A 13,139-nucleotide genomic window follows, 5' to 3' on the forward strand; every position below is an offset into this window, starting at 1 on the left:
AGGCTAGACGTTTCTTTCTATATATCTAATAATGGTTTTGGCAATATCTTTTCCCGTGGCTTCTTCAATACCTTCCAATCCTGGGGAACTATTCACTTCCAGAATCAAGGGCCCGCGACTACTTTGGAGCATGTCTACACCGGCAACTCCCAAAGCCATTGCTTTTGCAGCTTTTATTGCGGCATTTTCCTCTTCATCGGTTAACTGGATCACAGAAGCTGAACCACCTCTATGCAGGTTAGATCTGAATTCTCCCTCTTTTCCCTGTCTTTTCATTGCGCCAACCACCTGGCCATCTACTACAAAGGCTCGAATATCGGCTCCTCCAGCTTCTTTGATAAATTCCTGTACAATTACTCTGGCCTGCAAACCGTTAAAAGCTTCAATTACAGATTCTGCCGCATTTTTAGTTTCTGCCAGTACCACACCAAGACCCTGAGTACCTTCCAGCAATTTAATTATTACGGGCGCACCACCAACATGTTCCAGTATTTCTGAAACATCTTTAGAATAATTAGTAAATACCGTCTTAGGTAGGCCAAGCCTGGCCCTAGATAGTATCTGGAGGCTCCTCAATTTATCCCTGCTTCGTACAAGCGCCTGTGATTCAGTAGTGGTAAAAGTTCCCATCATTTCAAACTGCCTAACCACGGCAGTACCAAAAAAAGTGACAGAGGCACCAATTCTTGGAATAATAGCATCTGTTTCTTCAAGAAAATGATTTTTATAATATATGGTAGGCTTTTTCTTTTCTATGATAAGATCACATTTTATTGGATCTATCACTTCAACATCGTGATTTCTTTTCTTTGCTGCCTCAACCAGTCTACTTGTTGAATATAGTCTAGGGTTTCTTGATAGAATTCTTATCTTCATCTAATTTTTTATTAAAAGACACATCTATTAACTCTGTGTCTACTATAAATTTTTTGGTTAAAAATTTTCTGCCGATCAATACCGGGTATCTCATTTCCTGTCGGTCTGAAAGAGACAATGAAATTTTAAATACCTTATGGAACAATTTAATAGTGGATTGAACCATATATCTTTTCTGGATAATCCCATTACTGCTTCGAACAAATACAACATCATAATCTTTGAATACGAATTCCCTATTGTTATAGTGAGGATGTTCGTCATCCAGAAAAGTACAATGAAGAACATCGTCTTTTTCGACAATATTTTCACAGTGTATGGATGAAGTGTATGCTCCGGTATCGATTTTTACGGCGATATCTTTGAGGTGTAAACCAGGAAAGTCTGCTTTATCAAACCTGCCGATTACGATTTTCTCCATAGTGCAATATACTAAAAAGGCGTAAGACCTAAGACCTTGCAAAGTAAAGCAAAGATTATCTATTTATTTAAATTCATCCATACCTGAGCAGGTTTTTTATATAGCATTTTTAAAAAAGTTTATCTGGCTCTTAATTATGTTTTAAATTTGAAGTAATGGAAAAACCTGCTTTGGAAGTTCAATTAAAGACTTTGCCCAACAGCCCGGGAGTATATCAGTATTTTGATAAGAACGGGAAGATTCTTTATGTTGGAAAGGCAAAAAATCTTAAAAAAAGAGTTACCTCTTATTTTAATAAAAAGCATGACAGCCATCGTATAGGTGTCATGGTTAAGAAGATTAATGAGATTAAGCATATCGTGGTGGCTTCTGAAACAGATGCCCTCCTGTTGGAAAACAACCTTATAAAAAAGCATCAGCCACGCTTTAATGTGATGCTTAAAGATGATAAGACCTATCCGTGGATCTGTATCAAAAATGAAAGGTTTCCAAGAGTTTTTCCTACCAGAAAATTAATTAAAGACGGCAGTGAATATTATGGTCCATTTACAAGCTTCAAAACGGTAAATACCCTTCTGGATCTTATTAAGGGGTTGTATAAATTAAGAACCTGCAATTATGATCTGGCTGAAGATAAGATAAGGAACGGGAAGTATAAAGTTTGTCTTGAATATCACTTGGGAAATTGCCTGGGACCTTGCGAAGGATTTCAGGCGGAAGAAGAATACAACAGCAATATTGAGGCGATACGCCAGATTGTAAAAGGGAATTTTAAAGATTCTTTGCAGCGTTTTCGAAATCAGATGAAGACACATGCTGAAAAGATGGAATTTGAAGATGCTCAACGAATAAAGAATAAAATAGATGTATTAGAAAATTACCAGTCTAAGTCTACTGTAGTAAATCCAAAGATTAGTAATGTAGATGTTTTTTCTGTTGTTAGCGATGAAGGATATGGTTACGTGAATTTTTTGCAATTATCACACGGTGCCATAATTCGATCCCATACCATAGAAATGAAAAAGAAACTGGACGAGAGTGACCTTGAGCTTCTGGAATTGGCTATTGTAGAGATTCGGCAGAGATTTAATTCAACTTCAACTGAAATATACGTTCCGTTTAAGGTAGATGTTGGGGAAGAATTGAAAATTACGGTGCCTAAACTAGGGGATAAGAAAAAGATCGTGGAATTATCCCGGCGAAACGCAAAATACTTCCGCCAGGAAAGATTTAAACAGATGAAGATCGTAGAGCCAGACAGGCATGTGAACCGTGTAATGGCTCAAATGAAAGAAGATCTGAGGCTGACTAAAGAACCAAGACATATTGAATGTTTTGACAATTCTAATATACAGGGGAGCAATCCCGTTGCGGCATGTGTTGTTTTTAAAAACGGGAAACCAAGTAAGAAAGATTATCGTAAATTCAATATCAAGACCGTTGAAGGTCCAAATGATTTTGCTTCTATGGAAGAGGTGGTGTTTAGAAGATACCGCAGATTGTTAAATGAAGGTGAAGATCTGCCAGAGTTGATCATTGTGGATGGTGGTAAAGGACAATTATCCAGTGGGGTAAAGGCTTTGGAAGATTTAGGTCTTCGAGGTAAGATCGCGATTATTGGAATTGCGAAAAGGCTGGAAGAAATATTTTATCCGGGAGACTCAATTCCTTTGTACCTTGATAAAAAATCGGAAACCTTAAAGATCATTCAGCAGTTAAGAAATGAAGCTCATAGATTTGGGATCACATTTCACCGCAATAAAAGAAGCAAGACAGCGCTTAATACAGAGTTGGAATCTATTCAGGGGATAGGTGAAAAAACGGTAATTGAATTATTGAAGCATTTTAGATCACTTAAAAGAGTTAAAGAGGCTTCCTTAAATGAATTGGCAGATGTGGTGGGAACTTCAAAAGCAGGAATTGTTTATAATTTTTATAATAAAGAATAGATGAAAAGACTTCTAGCCTTTTTATTTCTAAGTTTCACGTTATCTGGCTTTAGCCAGGAAGCAACCGAACCTAAGATTGGTCTGGTCTTGAGCGGAGGAGGAGCAAAAGGTTTGGCACACATTGGAGTGCTGAAAATCCTGGAAGACGAGGGGATTAAAATAGATTATATTGGCGGCACCAGTATGGGTGCCATTATTGGGGGCTTGTATGCATCGGGCTATTCTGCCAAAGATTTGGACTCGATCTTTAGAAAGACAAATTTTGAGATCCTTATTCAGGATAACCTTCCCAGGAGGGCCAAAACATTTTATGAAAAGGAAGATTCTGAAAAATACGCGATCACCTTACCCTTCGATAACTTTGATATTTCTTTTCCCTCCGGTCTCTTCAAGGGCCAGAATATTTATAATTTGATGTCCCGGCTTACTATCCATGTAAGTGATGTGGATGATTTCAGCAAACTGCCAATTCCTTTTTTTTGTGTGGCCGCCAATGTAGAAACCGGAGAGGCTGTGATTCTCGATGAAGGCTCACTGGCGAAAGCAATTTCTGCAAGTGGAGCGATTCCAACACTACTTAGCCCTGTTAAAATTAATGATCAATTACTTACTGATGGTGGTGTGGCTAACAATTTCCCGGTGGAAGAACTAAAAAGAAGGGGCGCAGATATTGTGATAGGTGTAGATGTGCAGGATAGTTTGGTACAACGTGAAAAATTGAAAAATGTATTTGAGATCATGTCTCAAATAAGCAATTTCCGCACGATAAACGATATGAAAGATAAAATCCCGCTAACTGATATTTATATCAAACCTGATATTAGTCCATTTTCGGTAATGTCTTTTGAAGCTGGAAACGCTATTATAGATTCAGGAAGAGTGGCTGCGTTGGAGAAGTTACCTGAGCTGAGAAAACTTTCTAATGATAAGACTGAAAAATATGTAAGAAAAGGCATTAAAAAAATTGACACCTTCAATATTAGTGCGCTTACACTGGAAGGGAACAATACGTATCCCAGGGCTTATGTGCAGGGGAAATTAAAACTGGATTATGACGAGCCGTATAATTTTGATGATCTTAATATTGGATTGAACAACCTTTCAGCAACCGGGAATTTTGAAAGGATCAATTATCAGTTAATTCCTGACGATGATGAAGGGAATTATATTCTGGCTATGCAAATGGAGGAAAGTCAAAATAAGATGCTGCTTAGGCTTGGTTTGCATTATGACGAGCTTTATAGAAGTGGCGCCCTTGTAAATCTAACACGTAAGAGTCTGCTATTTACCAACGATGTTGCTTCAATAGACTTTATTGTGGGCGACAATCTTAGGTATAATTTTAATTATTACCTGGATAAGGGCTATTACTGGAGTGTAGGGGTGAATTCGCGTTACAATACATTTGAAAAAGATATAGATCTTACCAGGATTGGTAATGATGATGGGCTGGATGGGCTTGAATCTATCAGGGAACTAGGGGTAGATTTTAAAGATTTTACCAATCAGTTTTATGCTGAAACCCTTTTTCAGCAGGTATTTTCAATTGGAGCCGGAATTGAGCATAAATATCTTAAACTAAGCAGCAGGACTTTTAATGATCAAAGTAATGTTGATAACGAATTAATTTTTGACAATAGTCATTACGGCAGTGCTTTTGGATATTTAAGGTTCGATTCTTATGATAGTAAGTATTTTCCAACCAAAGGTCTAAGCTTTACCGGAGATTTTCATTTATATCTTTACTCTTCAGACTTTAATGATAATTTCGCGGAATTTTCTATCGCTAAAGGCGCTATTGGTTATGCAGTAACACCTTTTAATAATTTAACTACCCGAATTTCTACGGAAACCGGATTTAAAATCGGGAATGATGGCACCGAGGTGCTGGATTTTTTTCTAGGGGGATATGGGAATGACTTTATCAATAACATAAAACCTTTCTATGGATATGATTTCTTAAGTATTTCTGGAGATAGCTATATAAAAGCGCTCCTGGAAGTGGACTACCAGATCTTCCGAAAGAATCATGTAATCGCCAGTGCCAATATTGCGAATGTAGAGGACAGGCTTTATACATCAGGGAATTGGTTTAGCACGCCAGATTATACAGGTTATGCCCTGGGTTATGGGATTGATACTTTTATGGGGCCATTGGAGGTGAAATATTCATATTCTCCGGAAATTAGAGAGAGTTTCTGGTTTTTTAGTCTCGGTTTCTGGTTTTAGGGTATTTTTCTTAACCATAATATTTTATCTTTTCAACACTAGTTTTTAGACTAGTTTTAAGATTGTTTCGGTTAATTTTCATGATATTTGTATAAATCGAAAAATAAAGTCGATTTTATCTCAATCTTTTAAAGATTCGTGAATTTTAGGTCGATTTAAAAACAACTTATTATGCCTTTTTATCATAAACTTGGTAAAATTCCACATAAGCGCCATACGATTTTTAGAAAACCTGATGGCAGCCTCTATTATGAGCAATTATTTGGGACTATTGGTTTTGACGGAATGTCTTCCAATCTTTATCATGAACACCGCCCAACTCAGGTAAAAGAGATCAAGGGTAGTTATGATGTAACTCCAAAAATTGCAGTAGATAATAATTTAAAATCTTATAGATTTAAAGGTTTTCAAATCACACCGCATCCAGATTATTTGCAAAGCCGTAAGCCGGTGTTGACAAATTCAGATTGTGATATCATCTTAGCGTCTCCTCAGGGTTCTACAGATGATTATTTCTATAAAAATTCAGATGCAGATGAATTGATCTTCATCCACAAAGGAGAAGGAAAGTTGAGAACGCATTTAGGTAATATCGATTTTAAATATGGCGATTACCTTTTGATTCCCAGGGGAACTATTTATAAAATGGATTTCGATGATGAAGACAATCGTCTTTTTATAGTAGAATCCAGAAGACCTATCTATACTCCAAAAAGATATCGAAACTGGTTTGGTCAGTTGCTGGAGCATTCACCTTTTTGTGAGAGAGACCTTAGGCAGCCACACGAGTTGGAAACAAATGATGAAAAAGGAGATTTCCTAATTAAGATCAAAAAGCAGGGTAAGATTTTCGATATGGTCTATGCTACGCATCCATTTGATGTAGTGGGGTATGACGGGTATAATTATCCTTATGCATTTTCCATTCATGATTTTGAGCCTATAACGGGTAGAATACATCAGCCACCACCGGTGCACCAGACTTTTGAGACAGATGCTTTTGTGGTCTGTAGTTTTTGCCCCAGAAAATATGATTATCATCCGGAAAGTATCCCGGCACCTTATAGTCATAGTAATATTGATAGCGATGAGGTGTTATATTATGTAGATGGCGACTTTATGAGCAGAAATGATATTGAAGCAGGCCATATTTCATTGCATCCTGCGGGTATTCCTCATGGTCCGCATCCCGGAGCTGTAGAGCGAAGTATTGGCCAGGTGGAAACTGAAGAACTTGCGGTGATGGTAGATACATTTAAGCCATTAAAGCTTACCGAAGATGCGATGGAAATTGCCGATGAAACCTACCATAAGTCATGGTTGGAAGATGGACACGATCATTAACATGAAAGAAGATTTATCAGCACAGGATAGAGCGATGTGGTAATATTTTGAAATTAACCTTCAATTTTTTACAATAACAATCATCCTAAAAACAAAATAACATGTCAACAGATAATACATCATTACATTTAGAAAAAGTGGTTCAGCACGCCGAAGACTTTCTTCCAATCCTGGGAACCGATTTCGTAGAACTTTACGTGGGAAATGCGAAACAGGCTGCATATTACTATCAGCATGCCTGGGGATTTCAGCCAGTTGCTTATGCAGGTTTGGAAACCGGGAAAAAAGATACAGTTTCTTATGTAATGCAACAGGGAAAGATAAGGATCGTTCTAACCTCACCACTGGAACAGGGGGGAGACGTTAATGAGCACATAAATAAACATGGTGACGGGGTTAAATTCGTTGCTTTATGGGTAGATGATGCCAGGAAAAGTTATGAAGAAACCACTAAAAGAGGTGCTAAATCTTACGTAGAGCCTTATGAAGTGGAAGATGATAATGGAAAAGCTGTGATCTCTGGAATTCATACCTATGGGGAAACCATTCACCTTTTTATCGAAAGAGGAGCTTATGAAGGTCCGTTTTTACCAGGTTACAGAGCGTATGCTACGAAAGCGAAATCTCCTGATACCGGCCTGAAATTTATTGATCATATGGTGGGGAATGTTGGTTGGAATGAAATGAACAAATGGGTGGAATTCTACGGTAAGGTTATGGGATTCGCGCAATTGGTTTCTTTTGACGATAAAGATATCTCTACAGATTATACCGCTCTTATGAGTAAGGTAATGAGTAATGGGAATGGCCGGATTAAATTTCCAATCAACGAACCGGCTGAAGGGAAGAAGAAATCCCAGATAGAAGAGTATATAGATTTCTATAATGGAGCCGGAGTACAGCATATTGCTTTAGCTACAGATAATATCATCGAAACTGTAACTCAACTTAGAGATAGAGGAGTTGAATTTTTATATGTACCTGAAACATATTATGATGATCTTCTGGATCGCGTTGGTGAAATAGATGAAGATTTGGAGCCACTTAAAGAACTGGGTGTTTTGGTAGATAGAGATGATGAAGGTTATCTTCTTCAGATCTTTACCAAACCAGTTTTAGACAGGCCCACGATGTTCTTCGAGATTATTCAGCGAAAAGGAGCCCAATCTTTTGGAAAAGGGAACTTTAAAGCTCTTTTTGAGGCAATTGAGAGGGAACAGGATTTGAGAGGTACATTAAATTAGAACTAAAAAACTGCGAAAACTTAAGTGTTAAAAACTAATTTTTGATAATCACATAATTTATAAGTTAAAGTTTTTTTTAGGTTTGCGGGGAAGGTAGAAATAGAAGACTTTTGCACCGCATTTCTGGAGTGGTTACCAGAAATTATTTAAATTTTTTTCATAATTTAAGTTTTAGTTGGTTAATAAGATAAAATTCCCCGTCATTAATTTGATGGGGTTTTTTGTTTTAATACTTTTGGAATAGTAATTGTAATCAGCGTATTAAGCTTATATACTGAACCCAAGGAAACCTATTATGATGAAAAGACTTTTTGCAATTACTATACTCTTTTGTCTAACCATAACCACTCCATCATTTTCTCAGGAGGCGTTCGGTTCTGGTGAATGGTTTAAATTTCGAATTCATTACGGTATGTTCAATGCCAGCTACGCTACCTTAGAGGTTGATGAAGCTACGATTAATAATACCCCAGTTTATCATATTAAAGGTCGTGGGAAATCCACCGGGCTTTTAGGTCTTTTTTTTAAAGTAGACGATGATTATCAAACCTATATAGATAAAAGGACGGGGAAACCTTACAAATTTATCAGGAATATCAATGAGGGTGGATATACTAAAAACCTTGAGATAGATTTTGATCATAGCAATAACAAGGCTCATGTTTTAAATAAAAAGAACCGGGAGAAAAAATCCTATTCTGTGCCCAATAATGTGCACGATATGTTATCATCATTTTATTATATTCGCAACCAAATTAACGGTAAGGAGCTCAAACCGGGTGATGAAATGAAGGTAAATATGTTCATCGATGATGAAAACCTTGATTTTAAACTGGTGTTCCTGGGGAGAGAAGTTATCAAAACAAAATTTGGAAAAGTAGCGACCTTAAAGTTCAGACCTTATGTGCTGGCTGGAAGGGTTTTTAAGGAAAAAGAGAGCCTTACTTTCTGGATAAGTGACGATAAGAATAAAATTCCTGTAAAAATTGAAGCCGATCTTGCCGTGGGGTCTTTGGATGCAGACCTTGAGGCATATAAAGGTTTAAAGCATCAATTTAGTATTATATTGAATTAAATATATGGAAATTAAGCCCGAAATCGCGGAACGAATTATCAAACTGGAAGAAAAGTTTAAGAATTCGGGACAGGATATGGGGTCCTATTTAGATGGTCTTCTTTACGACCGCTACTTATCTTATTGGGATTATATTGAAGTAGATACATTATTAAGTCTTCAAAAAACAAATACGCATTTCCCTGATGAAACGATCTTTATCACCTATCATCAAATAACAGAATTGTATTTTAAGCTCATTATCCATGAGCAAAAACAGATCATAGATAGTACAACGCTTACCGCGTCTTTCTTCGTGGAAAAGCTTAACAGAATAAATCGTTATTTTAGAATACTTATAGATTCTTTTGATGTAATGATCAAAGGAATGGAAAGAGAACAATTTCTAAAATTTAGAATGGCTCTATTGCCTGCCAGCGGATTTCAGTCTGCACAATTCAGGATGATAGAGTTGTATTCTACTCCATTAGAACATTTGGTTTCTCCTGAAATTCGAGAGGATTTTTCAGCAGAAAATAGTCCGGAAGAACTCTACGAGAATATCTACTGGAAAAAAGGTGGTATAGACCTGGAAACGGGAGAGAAAACGCTCACCTTAAGACAATTCGAAAAAAGATATACCCCCCGGTTTTTACGTATTGCAAATGGGGTATATGAAAAAACCTTATATCACCGTTATCTCCAGATGCATGAAGATGATAGAAATAACGACGCTCTTATTGAGGCGATGCGAAATCTGGATGTTAATGTGAACATTAATTGGTTGCTAATGCATATGGGTGCTGCATATCGCTACCTTAGTAAAGACAAAACAACCGTAAAAGCTACGGGTGGAACCAATTGGAAAAAATTTCTGCCGCCAAGCTTTCAAAGAATCTCATTTTTCCCAAATCTGTGGACAAAAGAAGAGCAGGAAAACTGGGGTAAACAATGGGTGAACCATACTTTTAATACTGAAAAATAAAAGGACAAAAATTGAAAAAATTAAGCTTACTGTTAGTGATGATGCTGGCACTGGTTGCCTGCAACGATGACCAGAAAGACCAGGCTGTGAAAGAAGTGAAAAAGGAAAAGTTGCCTCCTGTTGAAAAGGAGTATGGCTTTGTGCTTAATGACTTTGAGGTGGTAAAAGATACTATTGAGTCTGGAGATAGTTTTGGTTTTATCATGGATAAGAACGGGGTTGGACACGGGAAGGTCTTTGAGATTTCCAATAAGGTAAAAGATACTTTCAATCCTGCGCGAATTACAGCTGGCAAGCGATATATGATCCTTAAAGCGAAAGATTCAGCAAAAACGCCGCAGTATTTTATTTACGAAAATGATAAGATCAATTATACGGTAGTTGCGCTGGGAGATAGTATCTATGCTGAAAAGAAAAAAAGACCGGTTACCATTAAAAGAAGAGAAGTTTCAGGGGTGATCACCTCTTCACTGTCTGAAGCTATGCAGGCTCAGGGTCTAAGCAATTTACTTGTTTATGAACTGTCTAATATCTACCAGTGGAGCATAGACTTTTTTAAACTTCAGAAGGGAGATCAGTTTAAAATGGTTTACCAGGAGAAATATATCGATGATACTATTTTTGCTGGAATAGAGAAGGTAGATGCCGCAGTTTTCAAACATTCTGAAGAACCATATTATGCATTTAGATATTTAACCGATACTATTTCTGGTCAGCCAAGTTTTTATGATTCAGAAGCTAAAGCATTACAAAGTTTCTTTTTAAAAGCACCACTCAACTATTCAAGAATATCTTCAAGATATACTAAAAGAAGATTTCATCCAGTTCAGAAAAGATGGAAGGCTCACCTTGGAACAGATTATGCTGCTCCCTACGGTACTCCAATTGTAAGTACTGCCAATGGAACGGTGATCGCTTCCAGTTATACCTCGGGCAATGGAAATTATGTGAAAGTGAGACATAATACTAAATATACCACCCAGTACCTTCACATGACAAAGAGAAACGTGAGGAATGGTCAAACGGTGAGACAGGGTGATGTGATTGGTTACGTGGGAAGCACAGGTCTTGCTACAGGACCTCATGTGTGCTATCGTTTCTGGGTAAATGGAAGACAGGTAGATCCTTATCGTCAAAATCTCCCATCTGCCAAACATATAGAAGAAGCGCTTAAAGATGAGTATTTCGCATATATAAAACCATTACAGGAAGAACTGGAACAAATTCCCTACAAAAACATTTAAATGAAAAATATAAATCCAACCACAACCAAAGCCTGGAAGGAATTAGAAGATCATTATAAAAAGATCAAGGATGAGCATATGAAAGATATGTTCATGAATGAAGAGAAACGTGCAGAGAAATTCACGATCCAGTGGGAAGATTTCTATGTAGATTATAGTAAGAATAGAATTACTGAAGATACGCGATCCTTGTTACTTCAGATGGCTGAAGAATGCCACTTAAAAGATGCTATTGATAGTTATTTTGGTGGAGATGCCATCAATAAAACCGAAAATCGTCCGGTTTTACATACTGCCTTAAGAGCCGATAAAAATGCAGATATAAAGGTACGGGATGAAAATGTAGTTCCGGAAGTTCAGGATGTAAAAGCCAGAATCAGGGATTTTAGTAACGAGATCATTAACGGAACACGAAAAGGGTATACCGGGAAAGCTTTCACAGATATTGTAAATATTGGCATTGGTGGTTCAGATCTTGGACCGGTAATGGTTACTGAAAGTCTTAAGTTCTATAAAAATCATCTGAATGTTCATTTTATTTCTAATGTAGATGGTGATCATGTTCATGAAGCATTAAAAGATCTGGATCCAGAAACCACCTTGTTCTTAGTGGTGTCTAAAACCTTTACTACTATAGAAACACTTAGTAACGCGACAACGGCAAGAGAATGGTTCTTAAAGTCTGTACCGCAGAAAGAGGTGTCTAAACATTTTGTGGCAGTTTCAACCAATCTTCAAAAGGTTGAAGATTTTGGAATTGATATTCAGAATATTTTCCCCATGTGGGATTGGGTTGGAGGTCGTTTCTCTTTATGGAGCGCTGTAGGTCTTTCAATAAGCCTGGCTATAGGATATGATAATTTTGAATATTTACTGGAAGGTGCCCGTAAAATGGACGATCATTTTAGGGAGACCTCTTTCGAGGAAAATTTACCTGTTCAGTTAGCTCTTATTAGCATCTGGTATAATAATTTCTTTGAAGCCGAAAGTGAGGCAGTGATCCCTTATTCCCAATATTTAGATAAATTTCCTTCATATCTTCAGCAAGCTATCATGGAAAGCAACGGAAAAAGTGTAGATAGAAATGGTGAAAAGGTGGATTATCAAACCGGAACCATAATTTGGGGAGAGCCGGGAACTAATTCTCAACACGCATTTTTCCAGTTAATTCACCAGGGTACAAAATTGATTCCTACCGATTTTATTGGATTTAAACATTCGCTTTTTGGTGATAAATCTCATCAGGATAAATTAATGGCAAATTATTTTGCTCAAACAGAAGCCTTGTTGAATGGTAAAACAGAGCAGGAGGTAGAAGATGAGTTAAAGGGAAAAGGCATTAGCCAGAAAGAAATAGACAGGATAAAGGCCTTTAAGGTTTTTAAAGGCAACAAGCCTACAAATACTATATTGATTGATAAATTAACCCCTGAGAGTTTAGGAAAACTTATTGCTTTATATGAGCATAAGATCTTTGTACAGGGAATAATCTGGAATATATTTAGTTATGATCAATGGGGTGTGGAATTAGGTAAGCAGCTTGCTAACAAAATTCTTGCCGAATTCTCAACAAATGCTGTGGATAACCACGATTCTTCTACTAAAAAATTATTAAAATTTTATTTAAGATAATACAGAACAAATTGTTAAAAACCTGTTCGTAGTTTTAAAGTGCCTGATATCAGGCACTTTGTTTTTTTATATAGATTTGCGACGGCATAATGTTAAAGTTAAATATCTTAACATTCTGATAAAGTTTAATGTTCAGGAATTAGCTTTTTTTGCCACGAATT

10 protein-coding genes are annotated in these 13,139 nt (G+C 36.9%); 8 read left to right on the forward strand and 2 right to left on the reverse strand.

The annotated features are described in order from the left end of the window. Positions 1 to 3: 3 nt before the first annotated feature. Together rimK and BLT95_RS11070 are read right to left on the reverse strand one after the other, a co-directional pair. Positions 4 to 876, reverse strand: a complete 873-nt coding sequence (rimK, locus tag BLT95_RS11065) for a 30S ribosomal protein S6--L-glutamate ligase (RefSeq protein WP_089666220.1) — start codon at positions 874 to 876, stop codon at positions 4 to 6. After that, positions 845 to 1,297 (reverse strand): RimK/LysX family protein, encoded by a 453-nt coding sequence (locus BLT95_RS11070; protein WP_089666222.1) that lies wholly within the window; start codon positions 1,295 to 1,297, stop codon positions 845 to 847. The genes rimK and BLT95_RS11070 overlap by 32 nt, the downstream gene beginning before the upstream one ends. Positions 1,298 to 1,452: 155 nt before the next feature. On the opposite strand from BLT95_RS11070, the gene uvrC reads away from it, so the two are divergent. The 8 genes from uvrC to pgi all read left to right on the forward strand — a co-directional run bounded on the left by uvrC (position 1,453) and on the right by pgi (position 12,978). Beyond that, positions 1,453 to 3,246: an excinuclease ABC subunit UvrC gene (gene uvrC, locus BLT95_RS11075; RefSeq protein ID WP_089666224.1), complete on the forward strand. Its 1,794-nt coding sequence runs from the start codon at positions 1,453 to 1,455 to the stop codon at positions 3,244 to 3,246. Then, entirely contained in the window at positions 3,247 to 5,475 is a 2,229-nt protein-coding gene (locus BLT95_RS11080) for a patatin-like phospholipase family protein (RefSeq protein WP_089666226.1), read from the forward strand. A 171-nt stretch (positions 5,476 to 5,646) separates the two neighbouring features. Then, the gene (locus BLT95_RS11085) at positions 5,647 to 6,819 is read left to right on the forward strand and encodes a homogentisate 1,2-dioxygenase (protein ID WP_089666227.1); all 1,173 of its coding nucleotides are present in this window, start codon (positions 5,647 to 5,649) and stop codon (positions 6,817 to 6,819) included. A 101-nt stretch (positions 6,820 to 6,920) separates the two neighbouring features. Further along, on the forward strand, positions 6,921 to 8,063 hold the full coding sequence (hppD, locus tag BLT95_RS11090) for a 4-hydroxyphenylpyruvate dioxygenase (protein WP_089666229.1): 1,143 nt from the start codon (positions 6,921 to 6,923) through the stop codon (positions 8,061 to 8,063). A gap of 298 nt (positions 8,064 to 8,361) precedes the next feature. After that, positions 8,362 to 9,138: a DUF3108 domain-containing protein gene (locus tag BLT95_RS11095; RefSeq protein ID WP_089666903.1), complete on the forward strand. Its 777-nt coding sequence runs from the start codon at positions 8,362 to 8,364 to the stop codon at positions 9,136 to 9,138. A gap of 4 nt (positions 9,139 to 9,142) precedes the next feature. Beyond that, positions 9,143 to 10,102 (forward strand): tryptophan 2,3-dioxygenase family protein, encoded by a 960-nt coding sequence (locus tag BLT95_RS11100; protein ID WP_089666231.1) that lies wholly within the window; start codon positions 9,143 to 9,145, stop codon positions 10,100 to 10,102. Between the two features lie 11 nt (positions 10,103 to 10,113). After that, positions 10,114 to 11,346, forward strand: a complete 1,233-nt coding sequence (locus tag BLT95_RS11105; protein ID WP_172822589.1) for a peptidoglycan DD-metalloendopeptidase family protein — start codon at positions 10,114 to 10,116, stop codon at positions 11,344 to 11,346. Continuing rightward, a complete protein-coding gene (gene pgi / locus BLT95_RS11110) occupies positions 11,347 to 12,978 on the forward strand; it encodes a glucose-6-phosphate isomerase (RefSeq protein ID WP_089666233.1) in 1,632 nt (543 codons plus the stop codon). The last annotated feature ends 161 nt before the right edge of the window (positions 12,979 to 13,139 follow it).

Source organism: Gramella sp. MAR_2010_147 (assembly GCF_900105135.1).
Classification (GTDB): Bacteria; Bacteroidota; Bacteroidia; order Flavobacteriales; family Flavobacteriaceae; genus Christiangramia.

Excerpts from the sequence above, each read along its gene's own strand:
- pgi (WP_089666233.1), top strand. The coding sequence starts at position 11,347 with ATGAAAAATATAAATCCAACCACAACCAAAGCCTGGAAGGAATTAGAA.
- BLT95_RS11070 (WP_089666222.1), bottom strand. The coding sequence starts at position 1,297 with ATGGAGAAAATCGTAATCGGCAGGTTTGATAAAGCAGACTTTCCTGGT.
- uvrC (WP_089666224.1), top strand. The coding sequence starts at position 1,453 with ATGGAAAAACCTGCTTTGGAAGTTCAATTAAAGACTTTGCCCAACAGC.
- BLT95_RS11085 (WP_089666227.1), top strand. The coding sequence starts at position 5,647 with ATGCCTTTTTATCATAAACTTGGTAAAATTCCACATAAGCGCCATACG.
- rimK (WP_089666220.1), bottom strand. The coding sequence starts at position 876 with ATGAAGATAAGAATTCTATCAAGAAACCCTAGACTATATTCAACAAGT.
- hppD (WP_089666229.1), top strand. The coding sequence starts at position 6,921 with ATGTCAACAGATAATACATCATTACATTTAGAAAAAGTGGTTCAGCAC.
- BLT95_RS11095 (WP_089666903.1), top strand. The coding sequence starts at position 8,362 with ATGAAAAGACTTTTTGCAATTACTATACTCTTTTGTCTAACCATAACC.
- BLT95_RS11100 (WP_089666231.1), top strand. The coding sequence starts at position 9,143 with ATGGAAATTAAGCCCGAAATCGCGGAACGAATTATCAAACTGGAAGAA.
- BLT95_RS11080 (WP_089666226.1), top strand. The coding sequence starts at position 3,247 with ATGAAAAGACTTCTAGCCTTTTTATTTCTAAGTTTCACGTTATCTGGC.